Below are 24,799 nucleotides of genomic sequence, written 5' to 3' on the forward strand. Positions count from 1 at the left end.
AAACAAAAAAGGCCCCGATAAGGAGCCTCTTTTATATATAAAGTATAAATTTTATACAGAAAAACTTTCGCCGCAGCCGCAGGTACGGCTGGCGTTAGGGTTATGGAAATTGAAGCCTTTACCGTTAAGGCCGTCGCTAAAATCAAGTTCGGTGCCGGCAAGGTACAGGAACGATTTCATATCCAAAGCCATACGGATTCCCTGGTCTTCAAAAAACTGGTCGCCTTTTTTTTCTTCGTTATCAAAATCCAAATTGTATGATAAACCCGAGCAACCGCCACCCTGTACAGAAACACGCAGAAAATACGAAGCATCAAGCCCGCCATCCTGCATCAGGTGTTCTATTTTACTTTTTGCTTTATCAGTTACAGTTACCATGGTGAGTAGAATCAAGAGTCAAGAATCAAGAGTTAAGACATTATCTCAAAGCTGATTCCGTAATTATTTATTACAAAAAACAAGAATCCAAAGTCAAAAAATCTTGATTCTTGACTCTTGATTCTTGCCTCTTATTAATGGTGTACTTTTTCGCTTTCAATCGGCGCTAAGCCGTTTTTAACGCGGAAATCGTTGATTGCTGCTTTGATGGCATCCTCTGCCAGTACTGAGCAGTGAATTTTTACCGGTGGTAAAGCCAGTTCTTCAACAATATCCATGTTATCAATTTTCATTGCATCGTCAATGCTTTTGCCTTTTAACCACTCGGTAGCTAAAGACGAAGAAGCAATTGCCGAACCGCAACCAAAGGTTTTAAATTTTGCATCGGTGATAACATTGTTATCATCCACCTCAATTTGCAGGCGCATTACGTCGCCGCATTCAGGCGCACCAACTAAGCCGGTACCTACTTTGTGGCTGCTTTTATCCAAAGTGCCCACATTGCGGGGGTTAGTGTAGTGATCGATTACTTTATCTGAATATGCCATTTTTTTGTTTGTTATACGTAGTACGTTTTACGTATTACGTTGATTGTTATAATTTATCGAATTAAAAAACGTATCACGTAAAACGTACTACGTATAACGTATTTAGTGTTCCGCCCACTCAATGGAGTCAAGGTCGATGCCTTCTTTAAACATTTCCCAAAGTGGCGAAAGTTCGCGCAGGTGGGTAACCGAGTTTTTGGTTACTTCAACAGCGTAGTCAACTTCTTCTTCGGTAGTAAAGCGGCCCAGGCCAAAACGGATTGATGAGTGCGCCAGGTCGTCGGACAAGCCTAAGCTTTTCAGTACGTACGATGGCTCTAACGAAGCTGATGTACAGGCCGAGCCCGACGATACAGCTAAATCTTTCATAGCCATCATTAAGCCTTCGCCTTCAACGTATTTGAAAGAGATATTGGCAACGTGTGGTAAACGGTGCTCAACGTTTCCGTTTACGTAGCTTTCTTCCAGTACGGTTAATGCGCTCTCCAGTTTATCGCGTAAAGCAGATAAACGTTTGGCTTCGCTTTCCATTTCAAGGCCGCAAAGCTCGCAGGCTTTACCCAGGCCAACAATGCCCGGTACGTTTAGCGTACCTGAACGCATGCCGCGCTCGTGGCCGCCACCGTCCATTTGTGCGGTAACTTTAACACGGGGGCCTTTACGGCGAACGTATAATGCGCCAACACCTTTAGGTCCGTATATTTTGTGGGCCGATAGTGCCAAAAGGTCGATACCGTCAGCATTTACATCAACCGGTATTTTACCAACTGCCTGTACAGCATCTGTCATAAACAGGGCGCCGTATTTGTGGGCGATGGCAGATATTTCTTTTATAGGCTGGATAACGCCAATCTCGTTGTTGCCGTACATTACCGATACCAGGATAGTTTCGCTGGTCATGGCGGCTTCTAATACGGCAAGGTCAAGTAAACCATCTTCTTTAACCGGCAGGTACGTAACCTTACCACCTAATTTCTCAACGTGTTTACAAGCGTCAAGTACGGCTTTATGTTCGGTAACGGTAGTTATAATGTGGTTACCTTTGTCTTTATACATTTCAAACACACCCTTAATGGCAAGGTTATCTGATTCGGTTGCGCCCGAAGTGAAGATGATTTCTTTTTCGTTAGCGCCTATCAGTTTGGCCACTTGCTCGCGTGCATAATCAACACCTTCTTCGGCTACCCAGCCAAATGGATGGTTACGGCTGGCTGCGTTACCAAATTTTGTGGTAAAATAAGGTAACATTGCCTCTAAAACCCGTGGGTCCATCGGTGTTGTTGCGTTATTATCTAAATAAATGGGGATATTCATGTGCTGTGCTATATTAACAGTACAAAGATAAGCAAGTTTTAATTTAAAATCATTCAAAATAAAGTGTAAATTATCAAAGCTGACCATTAATTTACAATATTTGGACATGAACAAAGTTGAACATATTGGCATTGCCGTAACCGATATTCATGTTGCAGGCAACATATATGAAACGCTTTTAAATACTTCAGTTTATAAAACCGAGACCGTAAAAAGCGAAGGCGTACTAACTGCTTTTTTACAAACAGGCCCGAATAAAATAGAACTGCTGCAGGCCCTGAACGATGATAGCCCGATAGCCAGGTTCATAGCCAAAAAGGGGGAGGGGATACACCATATTGCTTTCGAGGTAGACGACATAGTTGCCGAAATGCACCGCTTAAAAAGTGAAGGGTTTGTGCTGCTGAACGACGAGCCTAAGCAAGGGGCGGATAATAAGTTGGTGTGTTTTGTGCACCCTAAAAGCGCGAATGGGGTGTTGATTGAGCTGTGCCAGGGAATAGAGTCAAGAGATTAGAATCAAGAATTAAGATGGATCCCGGTATTGAAAACAATATAGCTTCGTTTGAATCAAATCATAAATTGATTATTCCCGATGATCTTAAAGATTACTTTCGAACGTTTAATGTTCATGTTTATGACCTCGATATGTTTTGCTTTTATGGTATTGATCAATTCAAATCAGTAAAGGATGAAGTTGGTGATTGGGGGGATTACAGGAATATTGTAAACACTTTGCCGACGCACCAGGAATGCTTCGTTTTTAGCGATTATTTTTGTCACTTATGGATTTACACTATCAGATTATATGATGGGGCATCTGAAAAAAATGAAGTGTACGTTGTTTGTGGCAATAGCTTCAAGATAGTTGCCAACTCATTTAAAGAGTTTTTGGAAATTTATTTTAGTGAAGAAAGGGATAGCATTTTTATTTAATTAAAACTGCCAATTGAGTTCCGTCCCCTCAGGGTCTCTTTGAAAAAGGACCCTTAGGCATGTGGAGCACAATTTTACTCGATAAGCAGAATTTTATACAGCCATCGTATTTTCGACTGGCATTGGCCTTCGGGTCCTCTATCGAGAGACCCGAAGGGGACAGGAAATTTGTTTCTTTCGGGCACCTCGAACGCCGATCCTCGTGACACCCTCTTCCCGCCTGCAATTCTTTTTACTTTTGCCTTTTGAATTTTGAATTATTTCATTACATTTGCGCCTCTTTTAAAGACTACAGAAGATAAGTTTATATATAATGAAAAAAGATCTGCATCCAAAAAACTATAGATTAGTTGTGTTTAAAGACATGTCGAACGAATATGCCTTTATCACTAAATCTTGCATCGATACACGTGAATCCATTAAATGGGAAGACGGTAACGAGTATCCATTGATCAAATTAGAAATTTCGCACACATCGCATCCTTTCTATACCGGTAAAATGAAACTGGTTGATACTGCTGGTCGTATCGATAAATTCCGTACACGTTACAACAAGAAATAATTGCTTGTTTAATTAAATATTTACAAGTCTCCCGACGTATCGGGGGACTTTTTTTATTTTTGCGCCATGGCTCTTATTCTTTTCGACGATAACGCACACCAAACTTTACTGCCGCTTACCTATACCCGGCCAGTTGCCGATTTACGCATTGGTATTATGACCATTGCCGAAAAATGGGCTAAACATTTAAACACAACCACCTCGTTCCATACACTTGATTATTTGCAGGCCAAGTTCCCGATAAATATTGAGGATGATAACCTGTTTATCAATGGCGCTGTTTGCCCTGATGAAGGTTTACTGGAGGCTATTAGTAACCTGCAAACAGGCGAAGCATTAAAACATAACGACCAGTTACTGGCCGTACGTTTAAACCAGGCTGGCGCAGAAAGTTTTGACCCGGTAGCTGTGTTTGATAAAATTATACCTTACACCACTCTTTTTGTATCGATAAAATATCCCGAAGATATTTTCAGGAAAAATGATATCGAACTGCGTAAAGATTACCAGCTGCTTACCAAAGGCCGTACCAGCGCTACTATAAGCGCTACCAACGTAATTATCGGCAACGATTTTTTTGCCGAAGAAGGTGCTGTTGCCGAATGCTCTACATTTAACACTACCAACGGCCCCATTTATCTATCGGCTAATACCGAGATTTGGGAAGGTACCCACATTAGGGGGGCTTTTGCCATTTGCGAGCATTCGCAGGTTAAAATGGGGGCCAAAATTTATGGCGCAACCACAGTTGGCCCATACTCAAGGGTTGGCGGCGAATTAAATAATGCCGTGATCTGGGGCTATTCATCTAAAGGGCACGAAGGTTATTTAGGTAACTCGGTGCTTGGCGAATGGTGCAATATCGGCGCCGACAGCAATAACTCCAACCTGAAAAATAATTACGACGAGGTAAAGCTTTGGGATTATAACACCATGCGCTTTCGTAAAACGGGCCTGCAGTTTTGCGGCTTGATCATGGCCGATCATTCAAAATGTGCCATTAATACCATGTTTAATACAGGTACGGTAGTGGGTGTTAGCGCCAATGTGTTTGGCGCAGGTTTCCCGCGTAATTTTGTGGCCGATTTTTCATGGGGTGGCGCGCAGGGTTTTGAGGTTTATTCGCTCAAAAAAATGTTTGCCACAGCCCAAAAAGTATTCGACCGCCGCGACCATCGCAACTTTGACGAAACAGAACAGAATATATTAGCCAAAGTATTTGAATTAACAGAGGAGTATCGGAGGTTTTAGTGAGTGGTTGAGTAAGTTGATTGGGTTGAATAGGTTGGATTAGGTTGATTGAGTTTTAATATCTCTATTAATATTTTTTGAATAAATCAAATTCAACGCAATGCAGGTCAACCTAACTCAGCCCAATCAACTTAATCCAACTCATTCAACCCAATCCAACTGAATCAACCCAATCTAACTAAATCAACACAATCAACTAAAATATAACACAATGAGAAAAAAAATTGTTGCCGGAAACTGGAAAATGAACCTTGACTATAACGAAGGTTTAGGTGTATTTACCGAAATCATTAACATGGTTAAAGACGAGGTTACCGGTACCCAGGAAGCGGTTATTTGCAGCCCTTTTATCCATATCAATAGCCTGGTACAATTGGCAAAAGGTTACAATAAAGTATCTGTTGGCGCCCAAAACGCCCACCAGGCCGAAAGCGGCGCCTATACAGGCGAAATTTCTGCCCGGATGATTAAATCTATCGGCGCGGCATACGTTATTCTTGGTCACTCAGAGCGCCGCCAGTATTTTGGCGAAACCAACGAGCTTTTGGCTAAAAAAACGGATACCGTTTTAAAACACGATTTGCGCCCTATATTCTGCATCGGCGAAACCTTGGAGGAGCGCGAAGCCAACGAGCACTTTGATGTCATCAAATCGCAGCTTGTTGAAGGTGTTTTTCATTTGGATGCCGAACAGTTTGGTAAACTTGTATTAGCTTATGAGCCGGTTTGGGCTATAGGCACAGGTGTTACCGCTTCGTCCGCGCAAGCGCAGGAAATTCATGAGTTTATCCGTAAAGAAATTGCCGCTAAATACAGCCAGGAAGTTGCTGATAATACAACCATTTTATACGGTGGTAGCTGCAACCCTAAAAACGCTGCCGAACTGTTTGCCTGCCCCGATATTGATGGCGGCCTGATAGGTGGCGCATCACTGAAATCGCGCGATTTTGTGGATATTATTAAGGCGTTCAACTAAGATGTGAGATGTTAGATTTGAGATATGAGATTGGCTTCGCTTGTTTCTTATCTCAAATCTGATTCCAAACAGAAGCTAAAAAAATGTGTTAGATAGAAAGGTGCGGGATATGTGTCTCAAATCTCATATCACACATCTCAAATCTAAAGCATGAGAACTTTTCTGCCGCCACTTATTGCATTTATGGCATTTTCGGTGTTTGTAATTACAAGCGCTTATGCCAATGCTATGCAGGTGGGGGATATGGGCGAGGGTAATGTTCATGCATTTATGGCCTGCTTTTATTATTGCTGGCCTTTATACTTTATATGCGCCATACTTACCCAATGGATTATAATTGTGCCGGTTTGGGAAAGCTTTGTATTGCGGTCGGCTATTGGGGCATTGGTGACTTTTGCAATTGTGGCTGTGGTTTGTGCGCTTGCCGCCGGAGGGGTCGCATATTTTATATGGGACGATCAGTCCGGCTACGATAGCCTGATTGGGCTAACAACTATCATGTTAATGATACAGCTGGCTTACTGGGCTATTAACTTTTTTATTTTGTTTTTAGTAACAGGGAAGGCTGTTAAGCTGAAGACAAAACACGAAACGGTTGCTGCTGAAGAGTAAAAATATGAAATAAAAACTATGTTATTGCGGGTATCCATCAGGATTATCCTGAAAAAATCGTTATGACATGCGACGGAATATAATCAAACCAATGCACTAAACTACCGTCATTGCGAGGCACGAAGCAATCCCGAACTATTTGGGACTGAGCATGTCGGGGATTGCTTCGTGCCTCGCAATGACGGGTATTTGTATTGATAATCAGAAACTTATAAACGTGTCATTGTTAAAAGGGGCTTATGAATTACTACGAATTACTTTTTACCACTATAACTACCGAAGATTACCAGCAGGATTTGTTGATAAATGCCCTGGGCGAAATTGGTTTTGATACTTTTGAAGAGCTGGAGCTTGGCTTTAAAGCTTATATTCCGGTGGATACTTTTGATGAGGCCGTGCTCATTGAACAGCTATCGCCATATAGGGATATGTTTACTTTTAGCTACGAGATAACACTTATCCCGCAAAAAAACTGGAATGAGGTTTGGGAAAGTAATTTTGAGCCGATAGAAATTAGCGACAAAATTTATGTAAGGGCAACTTTTCATCCCGCCCGGCCGGAGTTTCCGTATGAGATAGTGATAGACCCCAAAATGGCTTTTGGTACGGGCCATCATCAAACTACATCAATGATGCTGGCGTTGATGCTGGAAAACGAATATGCGGGTAAAAACGTATTGGATATGGGCTGTGGCACCGGTATCCTGGCTATTATGGCATCCAAATTGGGCGCCGCCCAGGTAACTGCTATTGATTATGATCCGGTTTGTTATGAAAGCACCATCGAAAACTCTGCCTTAAACAATATTGCAAATATTACCCCGCTTTGCGGCTCAAAAGAGGCGATACCTGATGAGCAATACGATACCATATTGGCCAACATTAACCGCAACATCCTGTTAGACCAGATGCAGCGTTACGCCGAAGTATTAAAACCCGAAGGCGAGATCTATTTCAGCGGCTTCTACGAATCGCCCGACCTGGATATCATTACCGACGAGGCGCGTAAACACGGCCTGAAGTACATTACCCACAAAAAGGATAAAGATTGGGTAGCCGCCAAGTTTGTGAAATAGGCCAGCCCCCTCTAAATCTCCCCCGGAAGGGGGAGACTTGCGAGTTTTAAATAAAGCCCTCCCTACCGGAGAGGGTTTGGGTGGGGCTAATATCCCAACGTAAACCTTCTTTTTACAAACTGGTTGTTTTCCAGTTCGTCAAGTATGGCAACGGCCATATCCTCTACACTGATATCTGCATGACCTGCTTCATCAAATACGGGTTCATCAGTACCTAAGCGAAATTTTCCAGTGCGCTCGCCTGGGTGCAGGTTAATGGCGGGGCTTAAAAATGTCCAGTCAAGGTCTTCTTCTTTTTTAAGGATGCTCAGGTAATCGCGGGCCGCGGTGGCGCCTGCTTTCCACTCGGCCGGGAACTGAGGGGTATCAACCAACTGTAAACCTGGAGCGGCATACAAGCTGCCGGCGCCCCCAATAACCAACAAACGTTTTACGCCCGATTGTTTTACAGCCTGTTGAATAAGTTCTGACCCTTTCAGGAAATCGTTATACAGGTTTGGATTGCCCCAGCCAGCGTTAAACGAGCTCACCACGGCATCATGGCCCTCAAGCGCAGCTGCAAGCTTGCCGGTGTCAAAAATATCAACAGCGGCGGTTGTAAGCTTATCGCTGTTAACTTCAATAGTTTGAGTGTTGCGGGCTATCGCGGTTACAGCGTATCCGCGTGTTAAAGCCTCGGCTAATACTGCTTTGCCTACAAAGCCGGTTGCGCCTATCAGTGCTAATTTCATAATTGTTGTTTTTTATATTGTAATTTAATTTGTTACAGTTTTGTGTAAATTTTTTTACTCGAATTTACTGCTGAAGTCAGCCAAAGTCATTGTTTTTAGTTTGTTAAATATGGTGGTATCAACTTCTTCGGCCAAATCATCCAGGTGCTGGCTTATTTGTTTACCTACCGGACATGCCGGATTGGGCTTATTTTTTGCCTGGCCCAGGGCTGGCGCAACTTTTACGGCCCTGTACACATCGCTGAAGGAAATTTTATCGGCCGGCAGGGCCAAACTATAACCACCAGCTTTACCTTCTTTACTATCTATTAAACCGTATTTGCGCAGGTTACTAATTTCCTTACGTACCAATACTGGATTGATATTGATGCTGCCGGCAATATAATCAGACGACAATAGCTCGCCCGGCTGCGCATTGAGCAGGGTAAGGATATGTACAGCTATTTGAAATTGTCCGTTCATCTGTAATTTTAATTATTACAGTACAAAGGTAGTCTGGTTATTTATAAATACAAATTATTTTTAACTGTTGTTTTTTTAATTACAGTTTTGTGATAATTCGCCGTTTTACCCCGGATACTAAAAATTATTTACAGAAGCTTTGCTTATATTGTGCCATCTGAATTTCTGTTGGCACCCGTAATCCGAAGCGCTTAAATATTTATGGGCTTATTTAATATTTTTAAAAAGAAAACCGCACTACCAGCTAATGAGCCGGAAGCCGAATTGGAGCGTTTAGAGAATTTCCCTGAATTGTTGATGTTTAAATTGCTTTTTATTAACAAGCCGGAGCTTAATATTAATAAAATACTAACCGAAGCGAAGACGTATTTCACAAACATTGAGGGCTCGGAGAATGAGGGTTCTCTTTTATTTTCATTTCCAGGTATCAAGATTGAGTTTGCAGACGCGATTATAGATGCGCAATGTGTTATAGCCCAAAACGAAAATATAAGCTTGCCCGAAACTGCGTTTCAACAAAACTGGAATTGGCAGGAAGCTAATGATGTAGCTGCCGAATGTAAATACGAAGTATTGGTTACCGATATGCTTTCGCGAATGCTTGAATATAAGCAAAGGGTAAATTGGTTTATGAACTTTTTGGTAGCTGTAACCAGGGCCACTAAACCCGATGCTGTTTACTCTTTTCACAGCCAAAAAATAATTAAGCCTGCCGATTTGATAAGTAACTGGGATAGTGTAGAAAAACAGGCTTTATACAGCATATGTAATGTACGGCTTTACAACATAAGCGATTCGGCTAAAAAAGAATTACTGATGGATACGGTTGGGCTCCATTCGCTTGGGTTACCTGATTTTCAGATAAGGTTTGTGGATTTTGAAGCTAACGAAATTGCCGGTTTATTGTGGAATTACGCCTATTATATTTACGACTACGGAGATGTAATAGAAAACGGGAATACACTGGAAGGTACTACAACCGGCACCAAATGGAAATGCGAAAGAATTGTATCGCCACTCAATCCGGAGCGGGTTATTATAAGCGTGCTCCCTAACTAATTTTCAGCTTAACTTAGCCGAGATAATAGCGTATTTTATAAGTTTGAACATTAATTATTAACTACCCTGCAAGGGAATAACAATGACGTTTTGCACCTACTTACTGGGCTGTAACGCAGACAATTGCGATTTATTTTGTTTGTTTGCGTTTTTAAATAAAATATTGTGCAAATTAGTTGATAATTAGCGTGATAATAAATATTATTGCAAAGTAATTAACTTTTGCGAAACCTTTACAATTATTGAATTTACATGAAAACACTTGGAAAAAAAATCAGACTATTACGTCATCAAAAAGGGTGGAGCCAGGAGGATGTTGCAAAACGGTTAGATATTTCCATTCCCGCTTTCTCGAAGATAGAGACGGGTATTACCGACATTAATTTATCAAGACTTGAACAAATAGCAACTTTGTTCGAAATGTCAGTAGTTCAGCTACTTACTTTTAATGATGCCGATCAGGATCAAAAATTTGTTAACGAATTGGAAACAGTTAACAAACGTTTAATGGATCGTGAAACCGAAGTTATCGATCTGCAGAAAAAGGTAATTGAGCTGTTTGAAGAGCTTAGGCACTCAAAAGCTACCGCATAAATTTAAACCCGGCTGCAACCGGGTTTGCTTAGAATGCACAGCGCATTGTTAAATGCTTTTTGCCAAATGTAGCTCCCACGGCTGCGTGAATGGCAATCATTTTCTCGTTAAAATCCCCAACCCAGGATAATTCCAGCTCGTCATATTGTTTTAAAGGCAAAACGTATTCTTTAAGCTTAATAAATATTGCCGATTCCAGGCCATGTTTCTGGTATTTTTGCTTGGTGCCCATCACTATCGCCCGCATACGCGATACGCCTTTCCAACGATAATATAAAAATTTAAGCTTACCAATCAGGTCGAGCTTTCCGTTTAGTGGCTTAAGCATCTGGTTGGCATCGGGCAAAATGATAATAAATGCAGCCGGTTCATCATCAATGTAGGCAAACCAGATGAGTTTCTCGTCCATCAGTGGCTTCATTTTTTTAAAGCTTTCGGCAATGGTAGCCTGGGTAATAGGTACAAAGTTTTCAAAATCCTGCCAGGCATCGTTATAAATCTCAATAAAATCGGCAGCAAACTTTTCCATTTTCTTTATCTCGAAATGCCTGAAATCGTACCCTGGCTTTTTAATAACCCAGTTGGCAATTTTTGTGAAGCGCTCCGAAAAAGGCTTGTGAACATCCAGGTGATTGGTAATTTGTTCGTATAGGGTTTTAAAACCGTAATCTTCAAAAAAAGCCCTGTAGTAGGGGAAATTATAGTTCATGCCATAGGAGGGGTGTGTAAAGCCGTCTACCAGCAATCCCCAAAAATTATCGTTCTCGCCAAAATTGATAGGCCCATCCATGGCTTGCATGCCATTATCCCGCAACCATTTTTTTGCAGTATCAAATAACAGGAAAGCTGCCTTTTTATCGTTGATGCATTCAAAAAAGCCCATGCCGCCGGTTGGCTGCTCATAATGATAGGCTTTTTTATTATTGATGAAGGCAGCAACGCGGCCTATCACCTTGCCATTATCATCGGCCAAAATCCAGCGGGTGCACTTACCATCCTGGTGGAAGTTGTTTTTTGCCGGATCAAATACCACTTCAATATCATTATCCAGCGGGCAAACCCAGTTTTTGTCGTCCTTATACAAAGTACGCGCAAGGTTTAAAAATGCTTTTTTTGATGTTTTATCTTTTACTTCGGTAATAATCATAGGAAGGCCAAATATAAAAAAAAGCATTCAGGGCATGTGCTGAATGCTTTACAAATAGAACTATGTATGGTCAACGATTAAAAATCGTCGTCATCGTCTTCGTCGAATGAATCATAACCTCTGCCCAGATCATCGTCTAAAGGCCCATCAAAATCATCATCATCGTCCTCAACTTTTTTCTTTTTAGGGTCGAGACTCAGATCGTCATCGTCATCAAGGTCGTCATCAGAATTGTCGATCTTCTTAGTGGTTGGTTTTTTTGGCGCTCCCATTGTAATGGATTTTATTTGTAAAACTTTGTCAATAATACTTTAAATCGGGCAAAAAGCAGGAATTTTTTTAAAGCTTTTATTTCCCATTTCAATAGTAAAAATAATCAAAATCATTTTTATTAAAAACAGGAAATAAAAATTATTCTGTTTGTTCGCCAATGGCTACGGATGTGCTTGTAAAATCCTTAATCTGAGGTAATTCCTGTATGCTGTTAATTCCAAAGTAATCCATAAAAAGGCCGCTGGTGCCGTACAATATGGGTTTTCCGAGCGCTTCCGACTTCCCGGTTATAGCTATTAGCTCTTTTTCCAGCAGTTTTTGGATCGAATAATCGCAGTTTACACCACGAATTTGCTCTACATCTGTTTTGGTTACCGGCTGTTTATATGCAATAATGGCAAGGGTTTCCAATGCGGCCTGGCTCAATCTTTTTTTAGAGCGTTGTAATTGCAATAAATTGATAACAGGGTGGTACTGTTTCTTGGTGAAAAACTGGTAGCCATTGCCCACTTTTACCAATTCGATGGCCAGGTTATCGTCGCTATATTTTAGCTCGATGGCTTTTAGGCTCTCATTCACTTCATCGGCAGTAAAATCGCGTTCAAAAGCAGCCTGGAGGCAATACATGATCTCCTCCAGCCGTATACCTTGTTCAGATGCAAAGATGAGTGCCTCTATATGGTGGGTCATTTTTTTAGTTTGCAGTTCGCGGTTTTCAGTTTGCAGTAAAAACCAATAAACCTGGTTACCAACTGCTAACTGAAAACTGCCAACTTAATAATCAATAACTTGTTCCTCAATTTCAACCGGTATATCGCGCCAGTCGTATTTTTGGGTGCGCAGCTGGGGTTCAAAACCAGCTTCTTTGATTGAATCCTGGATGCCTTTGGCGGTAAACCTGTGCGGTGCGCCTGCGGCGGATACTACGTTTTCTTCAATCATGATCGATCCAAAATCGTTAGCGCCGGCATGTAAGCACAATTGGGCAACCTGTTTACCAACGGTAAGCCATGACGCTTGTATGTTTTTAATATTAGGCAGCATAATGCGACTCAAGGCTATCATGCGGATGTATTCATCGCCGGTTACATTATTGGTGATGCCACGAACTTTACGTAGCAGCGTGCCATCGTCCTGGAAAGGCCATGGAATAAAGGCAACAAACCCATAATGACCTTCCGGTTTTTCGGATTGTACCTCGCGGATCCAAACCAGGTGCTCAAAGCGTTCTTCGATGGTTTCAATGTGGCCAAACATCATGGTGGCAGATGTAGGCAGGTTGAGCTGATGGGCTGCACGCATTACATCCAGCCACTCTTTGCCGCCACATTTACCTTTTGATATCAGGCGGCGTACACGGTCGTTCAGTATCTCGGCGCCTGCACCGGGTAGTGAATCAAGTCCAGACTCTTTCATCGCCCTGAGCACATCTATATGGCTCATATTCTCCAGCTTGGCTACGTGCGCTATCTCCGGCGGACCTAAAGAGTGCAGTTTTAACTTTGGATACAGCTGTTTCAGTTCGCTGAACAGATCGGTATAAAATTTTAGCCCTAAGTCGGGGTGGTGACCACCCTGCAGCAGCAACTGATCGCCGCCATAGCGGAAAGTTTCTTCTATCTTCTTTTTGTAGGTTTCAATATCGGTAATGTAGCTATCCTCATGGCCGGGCCTGCGAAAAAAGTTACAAAACTTGCAATTGGCTATACATACATTGGTAGTATTAACATTACGATCAATTTGCCAGGTAACCTTACCATGCGGAACCTGTTTTTTACGCAGTTCGTTGGCGGTGTACATTAAATCGGCAGTAGGGGCATTATTATAAAGATAAACCCCTTCTTCCAGGGTTAAAAAATCAAACCGCAAAGCGCGTTGCAACAGATCGGCTGTGTTCATATAGCAAAGATAAGCTTTACCTTATTAATTGTTTAACGTTGAGGTAAGATTGACAAATTAATGATAGCCCCAGCCCCCTCTAAATCTCCCCCGGTAGGGGAGACTTTTGATTTGCAATTTTTCAGTTCAATTATCAATTCGTCGATAGCGTAATCAACTTAGTTTATTATTCCATTTGTTCAGCTTAGCCGGCTCTCAAGGAGAAATTTTTAAAGTCTCCCCTACCGGGGGAGATTTAGAGGGGGCTCACCTTCACGCTATTGTTCCCCCTGTTCAAATCAGGTAAAGCATTATCGGGGTCAATCGTAACGCTTTCAACATCCTTTTCATCGGGCAGAATTACGGTTACTACTTTGCGCTGCATCCAGGTTTCAACAGGCAGGTAGTGGCGCTTTTTGCTGCCGTCTTTATACTTTAATTCTACAGTGAATGGCATTGGCAGCTGCTCTTTACTCACAACGGTTATTTTTACGCCTTTGGTAGCATTACTGCCAACGTTTTGGGCCGCTGTAATGGCTATATCGCTTACCCAGTTATTATAAAACCAGCCTTTCCAAAACCAGGAAAGGTCTTCGCCGGCGCCGCTTTCCATCGAGCGGAAAAAGTCGTCGGGTTGTGGGTGTTTAAATGCCCATTTAGCGATGTAGTTGCGGAAGGCATAATCAAACCTATCCTTACCCAGTATCTGTTCGCGCAGTAAAACCAGGCCAAATGCGGGTTTAAAATAAACCAGTGGGTGGCGGTATTTTTCGGGTGTAGCATCTGCAGCGGTCATGATAGGCGGCGAAGCGGGATCGTTCAAAATCGGGATGATCTCATCGGCGGGGTTACCGCCGCCGGGCGCATATTCACCATCGCGTTTAGGGGCATATTCGCCTTTGTTAAATTCGTCCGATGCGTAAATGTCAATAAAGGTGTTAAAGCCCTCGTCCATCCAGCCAAAACGGCGTTCGTCCGATCCTACGATCATCGGGAACCAGTTGTGCCCTATCTCGTGCGCGGTTACCCAATACAACTCGCTGCCTTTATCGGTAATGCCGTCAAACACAATACCCGGATACTCCATACCGCCGGCAATACCGGCCTCGTTAATAGCCACAGGGTAGGGGTACACAAACCATTTTTCTGAAAAATACTCTATCGATTTTTTTAAGTACTCAGTAGCGCGGTCCCAGGCATTTGGGCCAACACTTTCGGCCGGGTAAACAGACATGGCCAATGATTTTTTGCCGCCCGGCAAATTAACCCTTGCCGCATCCCAAACATAGGCTTTTGATGCGCCAAAAGCCACATCGCGGGTATTTAGCATCTTGTAATGCCAGGTAAGCGTGCCTTTGTTAACAGGGCGGCTTGCCGGGTCGGTAACCTCGGCCAGGCTGCGTATCATTACCGTTTTATCGCTTGCGCGGGCTGCATCAAGGCGGGCAATTTGTTTGGCTGTTAAAACTTCTTTTGGGTTTAACAATTCGCCCGAACCAGCTACAATCATATCCCATGGTACGGTAACCTGGTAATCAAAATCGCCATAATCTAAATAAAACTCGCCTGCGCCCAAAAATGGCAGGGTATCCCAGCCGCGGCTATCATCATAAACGCACATACGCGGAAACCACTGTGCTATCTCGTAAATCGTTCCGTTTTTGGTGTTTACGTAATCTGTACGGTTACCAAAATCACCCGGAATAGTATAATGATAATTGATTCGAAGTTTTAAAGCACCCTTACCCAGGGCATGTGGTAAGCGTACTTGCATACGGGTATCGGTGATTATATAAGGCACGTTTTTAACCACGTCGCCATAATCTAAAGCCACAGATTCAATGGTGTAGCCTGTAGTATGCTGGTTAGGCCCCGGTACCCGGCCGGTAAAAAAGTTGGAACGGGCCTCTTTTTTATAGGTGTTTTGATCCAGTTGCAGCCATAGGTACTGCAAGGCATCAGGGCTATTATTTACATAGTTGATGCTTACTGTACCGCTGATGGTTTTGGCAGCAGTATCCAGCGTTACCTTAATGGTATAGTCGGCACGGTTTTGCCAATATTTCGGGCCGGGTTCGCCGTTGGCCGAATGGAATTCGTTGCCCTTATCGGTATAAAACTGCGGCGAAAATAAGGCGGCCGGGTTGTAGTTGGATGTGGTATCGCCGGGGTTAACTTTTGTTTTTTGCGCCTGGGAATTGACAGCTAAAAGTGCGAATAGACCGAAGCCTAAAAATTTAATTTTCATGAGGGTCAGTTAAAGGCAGCAATATACAAATGATGGCCGGGAATTTTATTTGGCGATAAGAAAGATGCAGGAAATTTCAAAAAATTCACAAAAAAAGTACAAAGCGCTTATGGAAAAGTTTAATTAACTGCATCCTGTAACCAAAAGATTAAAATGGCGCGAACCAAAAGCATTAATATCGCTAAACCATGTCACGAGTTATGGCAACAGATGTTACCAGTTGACGGTGGGCGGCACTGCCAAAGTTGTTGTAAAACGGTTATTGATTTTTCGGCGATGACGGATAAAGAGATCATCAACTACCTTGGCAGGCAAAGCAATGTTTGCGGGCGATTTGAGGATCGGCAATTGGTACGGATAAATCAACAACTTCAAGAAAAGCCGACGCCATTTATTTTTTTTAAAAGGGTGGGCCTTGCAGCTGCCGTTTTGATGGCTATACCTTTTGCCAGGGCAAATGCGCAAAAGAAACACAAAACGGAGCAAGCCGCCGTACGGCAAAAGCACCGGGATACGTTACTTATGCAACCTAAACATTTAACTCCAGCTGATATAAATATCACTCCGGTGGCAACAGCAGTAAAAGATGACAATTTGCAATTGACATATGTCGCTAACGGCCTTTCGGGTAGGGTTGGTGGCGTAACGGTTGTTGGTTTCGAGAAACCTGCAATTGTACGTGTCTGGACTTCGATATATGACATGCTTCGCGAATATTAAAACTGTTAACCATCATGAATACCATCCAAAACATTAACATACCTAAACCTTGTCACCAATCGTGGCAGCAAATGATGCCTGCCGAAAGTGGCAGGCATTGCACCCAATGCTGTAAAACTGTTACCGATTTTACAACCATGACTAATAGCCAGGTTATTGCTTATCTAAGCAATACAGGCAATGTTTGTGGAAGGTTTAATGAGCACCAGCTAACTAACCTCAATCACCAGTTTGTTGCCGATGCCCCGGCAACGCCTTCAAGTCGTTGGAAAAGGCTAGCTGTTATAATGGGCATAGCAAGTTTTGCCTTATCATTTAAAGCTGTAGCGCAAAATAAACCAGCTATAACAGTGCAAACTCCCCGGCCAACCGGCGACGCTGGCCGTATTGTGTTAGGTAAGGTATTAGCCACCACGGATGCCGCTGAAACCAGGGTAATTAACGGGCGCATATATGACGACCAAGACGTGCCAATGCCGGGTGTGATAATCAAAATACCATCGAGCATAACAGGTACTACAACCGATACAGCCGGTAAATTCAGGCTGATTATACCGGCAGACACAAAACAAGTACAGGTTTCATTTATAGGATACAAAACACTGCTGGTTGACATTTGTGCAGATGACAATTACCAGGTAAAACTTACTACCGAACAATATGTCTGGATGGGCGAGGTGGTGGTAACCAGGGCTCCGCTTATCAAACGGATTTATTACAAATGCATTAAAAGGCCGATACGGAAGATATTTAATTGAGTATGGAATTGGAGACTACCTGATTAATGATTGCTCAAATGCGATATGAATTTAATTTGCTTTGATACGGCAGATTGGTACATTGCCGCCCAATGCACTTCCCCGTAAACATCCCTATAGGTAAATCATCTATCCCTGTACATTTTGTGTGCGAAACGCTGGCTTATTTTTTAGGCTACCGCTACTATGCCTGGCTGCGCCGGAATACCCACGACCAGATCAGTACCGAAAACCGGCTTGTCATCTTTATAGGCGCTGCCTTCGGGGCATTTGTAGGCTCGCATGTGGTTGGCGTTTTGGAGAACCCGGCGCTGCTGTCAAAGTTCAGCCTCATTTACTTTATGGGCAATAAAACCATTGTGGGCGGAATGCTTGGCGGATTGATAGGAGTGGAGCTTACCAAGAAGAAAATAGGTGTAACCGTATCATCCGGCGATTTAATGGTCTACCCGCTGATACTGGCCATGATTATCGGTCGAACAGGGTGTTTCCTGGCGGGATTGGAAGATGGTACTTACGGCGTAGCCTCAAACCTGCCCTGGGCTATTAACTTTGGTGATGGCATCCGCAGGCATCCCACAAACCTTTACGAGATTGTGTTTTGGATTTTGCTTTGGCTCGTTTTAAAGTTGATTGAACGGGGGCACCAGTTCACAGACGGTTCAAAGTTTAAGGTTTTTATGACGAGTTGCCTGTTATTCAGGTTTTTGGACGAGTTTATTAAGCCTGATTACTTTTTTAGTTTCGGGCTTTCGGTAATTCAGTTAGTTTGTTTGGCTGGTATTGTGTATTATTATAAAGTATTTATACACCCATCTAAACTGATAAAAACCGATGCCTGAACGCCCTTATATTTATTATGATTTTACCCTGAGCATTTGCTCCACCTGTTTGCGTCGGGTTGATGCCAAAATTGTGTTTGAGGACGATAAGGTGTTCATGCTTAAAAACTGCCGCCAGCATGGTTTCGAAAAAGTATTGATAGCTACCGACGTTGAGTATTATAAAAACTGCCGCAACTATGCCAAGCGTAGCGAAATGCCGCTCAAATTCAACGCCAAAACACATTACGGCTGCCCTTATGATTGCGGCCTGTGCCAGGATCACGAACAGCACTCCTGCCTCACCGTGGTTGAAGTTACCGATAGGTGCAATTTAAGCTGCCCAACCTGCTATGCCATGTCGTCGCCAAGCTATGGCCGGCACCGCACCTTGCAGGAGATTGAACAGATGCTGGACGTGATTGTAGAGAACGAGAGCAAACCCGATGTGGTACAGATAAGTGGCGGGGAGCCTACCGTGCATCCCCAGTTTTTCGAGATATTGGACATTGCCAAAACAAAGCCCATTAAACACCTGATGCTGAATACCAACGGCATCCGCATAGCCAAAGATGAAAACTTTGTAAAGCGGCTGGCTACCTATATGCCCGATTTTGAGATATACCTGCAGTTTGATTCCTTTAAAAAAGAAGCTTTGGAACAATTGCGCGGTGAGGATTTGCGCGAGGTGCGCGTAAAGGCTATTGAACACCTGAATAAATACAACCTGTCAACTACTTTGGTAGTAACGCTGCAAAAAGGATTGAATACCGACGAGATAGGCGAGATTATTGAATATGCGCTGAAACAGCCCTGTATTCGCGGGGTAACCTTCCAGCCAACACAGCAGGCCGGCCGGTTGGAGAATTTTAATGAGCAAACAGATAGGTACACGCTAACCGAAGTGCGCACCGCTATATTGGAGCAAACCAACATCTTCAATAAAAACGACCTGATCCCGGTACCCTGCAACCCCGACGCGCTGGTAATGGCCTACGCCTTAAAACTGGGCGACCAGGTGTTCCCGCTCACACGGATGATAAGCCCGGATGATTTGCTGGATAATTCCAAAAATACCATTGTATACGAGCAGGACGAACAACTGAAAGGCCATTTGCTCAACATGTTTAGCACCGGTAATTCGGTTGATAAAGCTAAGGAGCACCTGCATTCGATATTATGCTGCCTGCCCGAAATTGATGCACCAAGTTTGAATTATGATAATCTGTTCAGGGTGATTATTATGCAATTCATCGATGCCCATAATTTTGACGTACGCGCCATCAAAAAATCATGCGTGCATATCGTAAACAAAGATATGCAGATCATCCCCTTTGAAACCATGAACATTTTTTATCGTGATGATAAACGGGAATATTTAGAACAGTTACGAAACGAGATAACAGTATGATGGAAGATAACGACCTTAACAACCCCTCCCGATCAGGTAATTTTAATGGCAATGAAATACCTGGGCCCAATAAACAAGGTGAGGGAATGAAAATAGTTGGCTACAATATTTTGACACTCGCCATTTACTCCATACCATGCTTTACTGTATCCGGCGGCGCTTTAATTGATGCTTTCCTGCTGCTTATCCATGTGGTTGTATGCATTTGTGCCGCCCTTGGTAAGCGAAGCTGGTTTTGGCTGCTGGCCGGTTTATTGGTTTTAATTATTGGTTTTTCTACCTGTGTTACGGTTGGGTTTAAAGGCCTTTAGTGCAAATAAATAATTCAAACTATTAATGGAAGAGCTAAACAAGAAGCAGCCTAAAAAGGATCAAAAAATAATAATCATTGGCATTAACCTTGCGGTGCTTGCAGCTTATACTATATACTTTGGCGTTAACAAAGAAGAACTGATCATTATTGGCGAAGCGTTTTTTATAGCTGTCCAAATTATAATATGCTTAATAGCAGCCATTTTTGTTTACCGTAAAGAATTTTTATTAAGTGCTTTAGTGGTTTTGCTGATAGGCTTTTCAACCTGCCTGGCAGTCTTTACAAGCTGATCAATAAATGGATATGAAAGATAGTAAACTGCCGCCCCCCGGGAAATATATCGACCCTTTAGTTGATTTTGCTTTTAAAAAGATTTTCGGCAGCGAACCTAATAAGGATTTGCTCATCGCTTTTTTAAATGAAGTGTTCAGAGGTCGTAAACATATTGTTGACCTGGTTTACAACAAAAATGAACACCATGGCGATTTAAAGGACGAGGGCGCGGCCATATTCGACCTGCTTTGCACCGGTGATAAAGGCGAACACTTTTTAATAGAAGTACAGCGGGCAAAACAGGGATACTTTAAAGAAAGGGCTTTATTTTACACCAGCAGGCTAATAAGCGATCAGGCGCCAAAAGGTAAACGGAATGCCTGGGCTTACAACATTGCAGAAGTATATTTTATCGCCCTGCTTGAAGATTTTACCTTAGATGACAGCCCGGAAGATAAATACCTGCACGATATTTGCCTTTGTAACAGGGATACCGGCGAAATATTTTACGATAAACTGGGTTATACTTACATAGAATTAGCTAAATTTGTGAAAGAGGGGGCAGATTTAGATTCCGATCTGGACAAGTGGTTATATCTATTAAAAAATATGAGCCGAATGGATAAAATACCGGCTTATCTGCGTAAACCAATATTTGAAAAATTGTTCAGTATTGCAGCTTATATTAACCTTAGCAAGGAGGAAAAAACAATGTACGATAGCAGCTTAAAATATAAATGGGATAATAAAAATGTGTTGGACTATGCTATTAAGGAAGCCGATACGAAAGCGCGTGAAGAAGAACGAATAAAAGCATACGAAGAAAAAAAAGTGATTGCCCGTGAATTGAAAAAAGAAGGTTTGTCAAATGACCTTATTGCAAAAACAACTAAGCTGTCGATAGAGGAAATAGAAAAACTTTAACGGTAAGGCCACAGATACGTAATAACGGCTTAAAAAATTTATTATTCTGATAGATTAACATAACCGAACCCTCATAACCACAACCCTGATAAAGTGCAGCTAAGTCTTGACTCTTGGCTCTTAATTCTTGACTCTTACTCCCCCAACATCTCTGCCAAAACCCCTTCCTTTAACGAATTACTGCACATACTTACCTTGCTAATCCCCAGCTTATGCATAATAAAACGGGTGATTAATGATGCGGCAACTATCATGTCAACCCTAACCGGGATAATGCCTTTATTGGCGGCCCGCTCTTTATGGCTGGATGCTACAAATTTACCAATGAGCATTAGTAGCTCGTCCTCATCGAAATTATAATTTTTGGTGGTTTTTAAGTCGAAATTATGACCTTTTTCAACTTCTATCATTTCGGCAAAAGTTTCAAACGCGCCGGACGAACCAATGAGAGTGTCAATTTGGATGTTTTTAACGGCCGCAAACAAATCGACCAGTTTTTCGTCAAGGTATTGATTTAAGGCTTCTATGGATGCGGGTGGGATAGGATCTGTTCGATGAAACAAATCCATCAGCCGGGCGGCGCCAATTTCAAAGCTTTGTTTCCATATGATGCCATCGATATTCCCTAAAATAAATTCTACGCTACCACCGCCAATATCTATAATGAGGGAATTTTGTGCCGATAAGCATCCGCTGATTTTTACGCCCTGGTAAATAAAACCTGCTTCCTGTTCACCATTGATAATTTCGATGGCTATGCCGGTTTGGGCTTTAACGTCACTGATAAAATCGCTTCCGTTTGATGCGTTGCGCAGGGCAGATGTTGCAATGGCGCGGGCTTCAATAGCGCCGCTTGTGTTTATTTCATTGGCAAATTGCTGCATGGTATCAATGCCGCGCTGGTAAGCCTCGGGTGCAATATAACCTTTGTTAATGCCTCCCTCGCCAAGCTTTACGGCTTCATGTAAGTGTACAATCTCCTGGTAATTATCTACACTGCCATCGGCTATCAGCAAATGAAAAGTATTGGTACCCAAATCCATCACGGCAACGCGTTTACTCATGTTGCTAAAATAGATATTTTAGTTCATTGGTTCACTTGTTCATTGGTTCATTGGTCTTTTCTGGTGGGATTACCAGATAGATAGGAGGCATTCAGACAAAATAACATTTGTCCGCTATGCCCGCGTTCCAATGAACCAATGAACCAATGAACCAATTATTCCTTATAAAAAAACCATTTACTCAATTCTTTAAAGCTGGCTTTTTTACCATACATCAAAATTCCAACCCGGTAAATACGTGCGGCTACGTAAGTGGTAAACAAAAAGCCTACTACCATCATAAACATGGATAAGGCAACCTGCCATGCCGGCGGATCAAATGGTAAACGCACCATCATGGCAACCGGTGCTGTAAATGGTATAATAGACAACCAAACCGCCAATGCGCTATCAGGGGCCCGAAATAAAACTGATACCGATAGCATATAAGTAAACAACAGGGGCAAGGTTATTGGGAACATGAATTGCTGCGTTTCAGTTTCGCTGTCAACCGCCGAACCTACGGCTGCAAACAGCGCACTATATAACAGGTATCCGGTGAGAAAGTAAAACAGGAAACAACCCAAAATATAGCCAAATGGTATGGTAGATAATGTTGCGATAATACCCGCCATAAAGCTTTGCGGTGTGTTAAACGCATGCCCGGCTATTTTTGACGATATAACTGATAAAATTATCCAGGCGCTAAATTGTGTTAGTCCAACTAATCCCACACCTATTATTTTGCCCAGCATCAGTTGAAATGGCTTTACTGATGATATAATCACCTCGATGATTCTGCTTGTTTTCTCTTCAATAACGCCACGCATAACCTGGCCGCCGTAAATAAACAGCGAAATGTATATGAATATGGCGCAGGCAATGCCAACGGCTATGTTTGCACCAAGGTCGCTGCTCTTATCGCCGGTTTCGGTAATTTCTACCGTCTTCACACTAATGTCAGCCCTTTTTATCGAGTGGATAACTGCCGTATCAATATGGTGCTGAATCATGTTGTAATCAAAAGCTATGTTGCCCATCTGCTTCTCAATCTCGTCGGTAAGCTGCATGGGCGATTTCTTTTTAGAGAAAATCTGCACGCTTCCTTTTTTTCCGTAATCGGCAGGGATATACAGGGTTGATATATTTTCGTCCTTTTTTGATTCTGCTTTATCTGCATTTAAATCTTTATGATTAACCACAAATTTGATGTTGGATACATCACGGAACTTATCAACAAAAATTTTGCTGTCATCAACCACCGTAACTATTTGGAGTGTTGACAGGTTGTTGCTGTCTTTGGCTACTAAAGCGATAATAGCCCCCATTGCCAGGATTAACAACGGCACCACGAAGATCATGACGATGAACGATTTTTTCCGCACCCTGGTAAGGTATTCGCGCTGGATAATCAGTAATACTTTATTCATGGCTTTTGTTGTTTGCGTTTACTTTTTCGATAAATATTTCATGCATACCGGGTATTACTTCCTGTAGCATATTGATGCGCACCTGCGGTATAAGGTATTGCAATACATCATTTGAGGTATAACCCTCATTTAGCTTTATGCGGATAGTATGGTTATCATCATCGGTTATGGTATCGCCAATGATGTCGAACGGCTGGGCGCCGTTAAAACTTAAAGGCTGGCCTGCGTACTCAACCATATAGGTTTCGTTGCGGTAGGAGTTGCGGATATTTTTAACAGTACCATCCAATATTTTATGCGATTGATGGATTAGGGCAATAGCATCACAAAGCTCTTCTACTGATTCCATTCGGTGGGTAGAGAACAGGATGGTAGCACCTTTTCTGTTCAGCTCCAGGATCTCATCTTTAATTACCTCGGCATTCACCGGGTCGAAACCGCTGAAGGGTTCATCCAGGATAATCAGGTCGGGTTCGTGCAGTACGGTAGCCACAAACTGGGCTTTTTGTTGCATACCCTTTGATAGCTCTTCAATCTTTTTTTTCCACCAGGTTTCCATCCCCAGCTTATCAAACCAAAACTTTAAACGTTTTTGGGCCTCGGTGCGGCTAAGTCCTTTCAGGCGGGCCAGGTAAATCATTTGCTCGCCAATCTCCATTTTTTTGTACAGGCCGCGCTCTTCGGGCAGGTAGCCAATACGTTCAATGTGCGATTGGTTGAGCTTTTGGCCGTTAAAGAAAACTTCGCCTGAATCGGGAGCGGTTATCTGGTTAATGATGCGGATAAGGGAAGTTTTGCCTGCGCCGTTTGGCCCCAGCAGACCGAAAACCTGGCCGCTTTCTACCTCCAGGCTCACGTCGTCTAATGCCCGGTGGCCGGCGTATTGCTTAACAATATTGCGGATGCTTAACATATTTTGATTAAGGTTTATTTTGTTAATTTATGGTTTAGATACGGGCAATTTTAAAATGTTACATAACACACGAATTGTCACGAATTTATACACACGAATTGTCACGAATTTTATCGAATTACACCAATCAAGATTAAACGAATTCAAT

Annotated in this window: 29 protein-coding genes; 16 read left to right on the forward strand and 13 right to left on the reverse strand. The window is 42.6% G+C overall.

What is annotated here, in order from left to right:
* Window positions 1–51: 51 nt before the first annotated feature.
* From FSB76_RS28680 to FSB76_RS28690, 3 genes are all read right to left on the reverse strand, one after another.
* The gene (locus FSB76_RS28680) at window positions 52–378 is read right to left on the reverse strand and encodes a HesB/IscA family protein (RefSeq protein ID WP_090646922.1); all 327 of its coding nucleotides are present in this window, start codon (window positions 376–378) and stop codon (window positions 52–54) included.
* Between the two features lie 134 nt (window positions 379–512).
* Window positions 513–926 carry a Fe-S cluster assembly scaffold IscU gene (gene iscU, locus FSB76_RS28685; RefSeq protein WP_147059619.1) on the reverse strand — a complete coding sequence of 138 codons (414 nt, stop codon included), beginning with the start codon at window positions 924–926 and terminating at the stop codon, window positions 513–515.
* Window positions 927–1,028: 102 nt separating this feature from the next.
* Complete coding sequence (locus FSB76_RS28690) at window positions 1,029–2,240, reverse strand: IscS subfamily cysteine desulfurase (protein ID WP_147059622.1); 1,212 nt, start codon at window positions 2,238–2,240, stop codon at window positions 1,029–1,031.
* A gap of 106 nt (window positions 2,241–2,346) precedes the next feature.
* Between FSB76_RS28690 and mce the strand changes: the two genes are divergently transcribed.
* The 7 genes from mce to prmA all read left to right on the forward strand — a co-directional run bounded on the left by mce (window position 2,347) and on the right by prmA (window position 7,653).
* On the forward strand, window positions 2,347–2,757 hold the full coding sequence (gene mce, locus FSB76_RS28695) for a methylmalonyl-CoA epimerase (protein ID WP_147059624.1): 411 nt from the start codon (window positions 2,347–2,349) through the stop codon (window positions 2,755–2,757).
* A gap of 14 nt (window positions 2,758–2,771) precedes the next feature.
* Entirely contained in the window at window positions 2,772–3,176 is a 405-nt protein-coding gene (locus FSB76_RS28700; RefSeq protein WP_147059626.1) for an SMI1/KNR4 family protein, read from the forward strand.
* A gap of 313 nt (window positions 3,177–3,489) precedes the next feature.
* Window positions 3,490–3,738, forward strand: coding sequence for a type B 50S ribosomal protein L31 (locus tag FSB76_RS28705; RefSeq protein ID WP_147059628.1), 249 nt, complete (start codon window positions 3,490–3,492; stop codon window positions 3,736–3,738).
* Window positions 3,739–3,804: 66 nt separating this feature from the next.
* Window positions 3,805–4,989 carry a GlmU family protein gene (locus FSB76_RS28710; RefSeq protein ID WP_147059630.1) on the forward strand — a complete coding sequence of 395 codons (1,185 nt, stop codon included), beginning with the start codon at window positions 3,805–3,807 and terminating at the stop codon, window positions 4,987–4,989.
* A gap of 211 nt (window positions 4,990–5,200) precedes the next feature.
* A complete protein-coding gene (gene tpiA, locus FSB76_RS28715) occupies window positions 5,201–5,965 on the forward strand; it encodes a triose-phosphate isomerase (RefSeq protein ID WP_147059632.1) in 765 nt (254 codons plus the stop codon).
* 150 nt (window positions 5,966–6,115) lie between these two features.
* Window positions 6,116–6,577 (forward strand): hypothetical protein, encoded by a 462-nt coding sequence (locus tag FSB76_RS28720; protein WP_147059634.1) that lies wholly within the window; start codon window positions 6,116–6,118, stop codon window positions 6,575–6,577.
* Between the two features lie 239 nt (window positions 6,578–6,816).
* A complete protein-coding gene (gene prmA, locus FSB76_RS28725; protein ID WP_147059636.1) occupies window positions 6,817–7,653 on the forward strand; it encodes a 50S ribosomal protein L11 methyltransferase in 837 nt (278 codons plus the stop codon).
* An 86-nt stretch (window positions 7,654–7,739) separates the two neighbouring features.
* On the opposite strand, the gene FSB76_RS28730 is transcribed toward prmA, so the two are convergent.
* Together FSB76_RS28730 and FSB76_RS28735 are read right to left on the reverse strand one after the other, a co-directional pair.
* The gene (locus FSB76_RS28730; RefSeq protein WP_192910108.1) at window positions 7,740–8,384 is read right to left on the reverse strand and encodes an NAD(P)-dependent oxidoreductase; all 645 of its coding nucleotides are present in this window, start codon (window positions 8,382–8,384) and stop codon (window positions 7,740–7,742) included.
* Between the two features lie 54 nt (window positions 8,385–8,438).
* Window positions 8,439–8,846: an Rrf2 family transcriptional regulator gene (locus FSB76_RS28735; protein WP_147059639.1), complete on the reverse strand. Its 408-nt coding sequence runs from the start codon at window positions 8,844–8,846 to the stop codon at window positions 8,439–8,441.
* A gap of 201 nt (window positions 8,847–9,047) precedes the next feature.
* Here FSB76_RS28735 and FSB76_RS28740 point away from each other — a divergent pair, with 201 nt between their 5' ends.
* Window positions 9,048–9,905 carry a DUF4261 domain-containing protein gene (locus FSB76_RS28740; RefSeq protein ID WP_147059642.1) on the forward strand — a complete coding sequence of 286 codons (858 nt, stop codon included), beginning with the start codon at window positions 9,048–9,050 and terminating at the stop codon, window positions 9,903–9,905.
* A 252-nt stretch (window positions 9,906–10,157) separates the two neighbouring features.
* Window positions 10,158–10,499, forward strand: a complete 342-nt coding sequence (locus tag FSB76_RS28745) for a helix-turn-helix domain-containing protein (RefSeq protein WP_147059644.1) — start codon at window positions 10,158–10,160, stop codon at window positions 10,497–10,499.
* 28 nt (window positions 10,500–10,527) lie between these two features.
* Here FSB76_RS28745 and FSB76_RS28750 read toward each other — a convergent pair whose 3' ends face one another.
* The 5 genes from FSB76_RS28750 to FSB76_RS28770 form a co-directional block, all read right to left on the reverse strand.
* Window positions 10,528–11,646 (reverse strand): GNAT family N-acetyltransferase, encoded by a 1,119-nt coding sequence (locus FSB76_RS28750; RefSeq protein ID WP_147059646.1) that lies wholly within the window; start codon window positions 11,644–11,646, stop codon window positions 10,528–10,530.
* A gap of 77 nt (window positions 11,647–11,723) precedes the next feature.
* Window positions 11,724–11,918 carry a hypothetical protein gene (locus FSB76_RS28755; RefSeq protein ID WP_147059648.1) on the reverse strand — a complete coding sequence of 65 codons (195 nt, stop codon included), beginning with the start codon at window positions 11,916–11,918 and terminating at the stop codon, window positions 11,724–11,726.
* A 139-nt stretch (window positions 11,919–12,057) separates the two neighbouring features.
* Entirely contained in the window at window positions 12,058–12,609 is a 552-nt protein-coding gene (gene scpB / locus FSB76_RS28760; protein WP_147059650.1) for an SMC-Scp complex subunit ScpB, read from the reverse strand.
* A gap of 84 nt (window positions 12,610–12,693) precedes the next feature.
* A complete protein-coding gene (gene mqnC, locus FSB76_RS28765; protein WP_147059652.1) occupies window positions 12,694–13,818 on the reverse strand; it encodes a cyclic dehypoxanthinyl futalosine synthase in 1,125 nt (374 codons plus the stop codon).
* A 235-nt stretch (window positions 13,819–14,053) separates the two neighbouring features.
* Window positions 14,054–16,045: a M1 family metallopeptidase gene (locus tag FSB76_RS28770; protein WP_147059654.1), complete on the reverse strand. Its 1,992-nt coding sequence runs from the start codon at window positions 16,043–16,045 to the stop codon at window positions 14,054–14,056.
* Between the two features lie 153 nt (window positions 16,046–16,198).
* On the opposite strand from FSB76_RS28770, the gene FSB76_RS28775 reads away from it, so the two are divergent.
* The 7 genes from FSB76_RS28775 to FSB76_RS28805 all read left to right on the forward strand — a co-directional run bounded on the left by FSB76_RS28775 (window position 16,199) and on the right by FSB76_RS28805 (window position 21,265).
* On the forward strand, window positions 16,199–16,765 hold the full coding sequence (locus FSB76_RS28775) for a hypothetical protein (RefSeq protein WP_147059656.1): 567 nt from the start codon (window positions 16,199–16,201) through the stop codon (window positions 16,763–16,765).
* Between the two features lie 14 nt (window positions 16,766–16,779).
* Entirely contained in the window at window positions 16,780–17,523 is a 744-nt protein-coding gene (locus tag FSB76_RS28780; protein ID WP_147059658.1) for a carboxypeptidase-like regulatory domain-containing protein, read from the forward strand.
* 92 nt (window positions 17,524–17,615) lie between these two features.
* Window positions 17,616–18,365 (forward strand): prolipoprotein diacylglyceryl transferase, encoded by a 750-nt coding sequence (locus FSB76_RS28785; RefSeq protein WP_147059659.1) that lies wholly within the window; start codon window positions 17,616–17,618, stop codon window positions 18,363–18,365.
* Window positions 18,358–19,755: a radical SAM protein gene (locus tag FSB76_RS28790; protein ID WP_147059661.1), complete on the forward strand. Its 1,398-nt coding sequence runs from the start codon at window positions 18,358–18,360 to the stop codon at window positions 19,753–19,755. Before FSB76_RS28785 ends, FSB76_RS28790 begins: the two co-directional genes overlap by 8 nt.
* Window positions 19,752–20,066 carry a hypothetical protein gene (locus FSB76_RS28795; RefSeq protein WP_147059663.1) on the forward strand — a complete coding sequence of 105 codons (315 nt, stop codon included), beginning with the start codon at window positions 19,752–19,754 and terminating at the stop codon, window positions 20,064–20,066. Before FSB76_RS28790 ends, FSB76_RS28795 begins: the two co-directional genes overlap by 4 nt.
* A 25-nt stretch (window positions 20,067–20,091) precedes the next feature.
* On the forward strand, window positions 20,092–20,358 hold the full coding sequence (locus FSB76_RS28800) for a hypothetical protein (RefSeq protein WP_147059665.1): 267 nt from the start codon (window positions 20,092–20,094) through the stop codon (window positions 20,356–20,358).
* Between the two features lie 13 nt (window positions 20,359–20,371).
* Complete coding sequence (locus FSB76_RS28805; protein WP_147059667.1) at window positions 20,372–21,265, forward strand: Rpn family recombination-promoting nuclease/putative transposase; 894 nt, start codon at window positions 20,372–20,374, stop codon at window positions 21,263–21,265.
* Window positions 21,266–21,399: 134 nt separating this feature from the next.
* Here the strand turns inward: FSB76_RS28805 and FSB76_RS28810 are convergent, their stop codons facing one another.
* The 3 genes from FSB76_RS28810 to FSB76_RS28820 all read right to left on the reverse strand — a co-directional run bounded on the left by FSB76_RS28810 (window position 21,400) and on the right by FSB76_RS28820 (window position 24,651).
* A complete protein-coding gene (locus tag FSB76_RS28810) occupies window positions 21,400–22,329 on the reverse strand; it encodes a Ppx/GppA phosphatase family protein (RefSeq protein WP_147059669.1) in 930 nt (309 codons plus the stop codon).
* A 155-nt stretch (window positions 22,330–22,484) separates the two neighbouring features.
* Complete coding sequence (locus tag FSB76_RS28815; RefSeq protein ID WP_147059671.1) at window positions 22,485–23,738, reverse strand: ABC transporter permease; 1,254 nt, start codon at window positions 23,736–23,738, stop codon at window positions 22,485–22,487.
* A complete protein-coding gene (locus FSB76_RS28820; protein ID WP_147059673.1) occupies window positions 23,731–24,651 on the reverse strand; it encodes an ABC transporter ATP-binding protein in 921 nt (306 codons plus the stop codon). The genes FSB76_RS28815 and FSB76_RS28820 overlap by 8 nt, the downstream gene beginning before the upstream one ends.
* Window positions 24,652–24,799 lie beyond the last annotated feature (148 nt).

It is taken from the genome of Mucilaginibacter ginsenosidivorax, assembly GCF_007971525.1.
GTDB lineage: Bacteria > Bacteroidota > Bacteroidia > Sphingobacteriales > Sphingobacteriaceae > Mucilaginibacter > Mucilaginibacter ginsenosidivorax.

Bases quoted from the DNA above. Each gene is read 5' to 3' on its own strand.
- FSB76_RS28680 (WP_090646922.1), bottom strand. From the start codon at position 378: ATGGTAACTGTAACTGATAAAGCAAAAAGTAAAATAGAACACCTGATG.
- iscU (WP_147059619.1), bottom strand. From the start codon at position 926: ATGGCATATTCAGATAAAGTAATCGATCACTACACTAACCCCCGCAAT.
- FSB76_RS28690 (WP_147059622.1), bottom strand. From the start codon at position 2,240: ATGAATATCCCCATTTATTTAGATAATAACGCAACAACACCGATGGAC.
- mce (WP_147059624.1), top strand. From the start codon at position 2,347: ATGAACAAAGTTGAACATATTGGCATTGCCGTAACCGATATTCATGTT.
- FSB76_RS28700 (WP_147059626.1), top strand. From the start codon at position 2,772: ATGGATCCCGGTATTGAAAACAATATAGCTTCGTTTGAATCAAATCAT.
- FSB76_RS28705 (WP_147059628.1), top strand. From the start codon at position 3,490: ATGAAAAAAGATCTGCATCCAAAAAACTATAGATTAGTTGTGTTTAAA.
- FSB76_RS28710 (WP_147059630.1), top strand. From the start codon at position 3,805: ATGGCTCTTATTCTTTTCGACGATAACGCACACCAAACTTTACTGCCG.
- tpiA (WP_147059632.1), top strand. From the start codon at position 5,201: ATGAGAAAAAAAATTGTTGCCGGAAACTGGAAAATGAACCTTGACTAT.
- FSB76_RS28720 (WP_147059634.1), top strand. From the start codon at position 6,116: ATGAGAACTTTTCTGCCGCCACTTATTGCATTTATGGCATTTTCGGTG.
- prmA (WP_147059636.1), top strand. From the start codon at position 6,817: ATGAATTACTACGAATTACTTTTTACCACTATAACTACCGAAGATTAC.
- FSB76_RS28730 (WP_192910108.1), bottom strand. From the start codon at position 8,384: ATGAAATTAGCACTGATAGGCGCAACCGGCTTTGTAGGCAAAGCAGTA.
- FSB76_RS28735 (WP_147059639.1), bottom strand. From the start codon at position 8,846: ATGAACGGACAATTTCAAATAGCTGTACATATCCTTACCCTGCTCAAT.
- FSB76_RS28740 (WP_147059642.1), top strand. From the start codon at position 9,048: ATGGGCTTATTTAATATTTTTAAAAAGAAAACCGCACTACCAGCTAAT.
- FSB76_RS28745 (WP_147059644.1), top strand. From the start codon at position 10,158: ATGAAAACACTTGGAAAAAAAATCAGACTATTACGTCATCAAAAAGGG.
- FSB76_RS28750 (WP_147059646.1), bottom strand. From the start codon at position 11,646: ATGATTATTACCGAAGTAAAAGATAAAACATCAAAAAAAGCATTTTTA.
- FSB76_RS28755 (WP_147059648.1), bottom strand. From the start codon at position 11,918: ATGGGAGCGCCAAAAAAACCAACCACTAAGAAGATCGACAATTCTGAT.
- scpB (WP_147059650.1), bottom strand. From the start codon at position 12,609: ATGACCCACCATATAGAGGCACTCATCTTTGCATCTGAACAAGGTATA.
- mqnC (WP_147059652.1), bottom strand. From the start codon at position 13,818: ATGAACACAGCCGATCTGTTGCAACGCGCTTTGCGGTTTGATTTTTTA.
- FSB76_RS28770 (WP_147059654.1), bottom strand. From the start codon at position 16,045: ATGAAAATTAAATTTTTAGGCTTCGGTCTATTCGCACTTTTAGCTGTC.
- FSB76_RS28775 (WP_147059656.1), top strand. From the start codon at position 16,199: ATGGCGCGAACCAAAAGCATTAATATCGCTAAACCATGTCACGAGTTA.
- FSB76_RS28780 (WP_147059658.1), top strand. From the start codon at position 16,780: ATGAATACCATCCAAAACATTAACATACCTAAACCTTGTCACCAATCG.
- FSB76_RS28785 (WP_147059659.1), top strand. From the start codon at position 17,616: ATGCACTTCCCCGTAAACATCCCTATAGGTAAATCATCTATCCCTGTA.
- FSB76_RS28790 (WP_147059661.1), top strand. From the start codon at position 18,358: ATGCCTGAACGCCCTTATATTTATTATGATTTTACCCTGAGCATTTGC.
- FSB76_RS28795 (WP_147059663.1), top strand. From the start codon at position 19,752: ATGATGGAAGATAACGACCTTAACAACCCCTCCCGATCAGGTAATTTT.
- FSB76_RS28800 (WP_147059665.1), top strand. From the start codon at position 20,092: ATGGAAGAGCTAAACAAGAAGCAGCCTAAAAAGGATCAAAAAATAATA.
- FSB76_RS28805 (WP_147059667.1), top strand. From the start codon at position 20,372: ATGAAAGATAGTAAACTGCCGCCCCCCGGGAAATATATCGACCCTTTA.
- FSB76_RS28810 (WP_147059669.1), bottom strand. From the start codon at position 22,329: ATGAGTAAACGCGTTGCCGTGATGGATTTGGGTACCAATACTTTTCAT.
- FSB76_RS28815 (WP_147059671.1), bottom strand. From the start codon at position 23,738: ATGAATAAAGTATTACTGATTATCCAGCGCGAATACCTTACCAGGGTG.
- FSB76_RS28820 (WP_147059673.1), bottom strand. From the start codon at position 24,651: ATGTTAAGCATCCGCAATATTGTTAAGCAATACGCCGGCCACCGGGCA.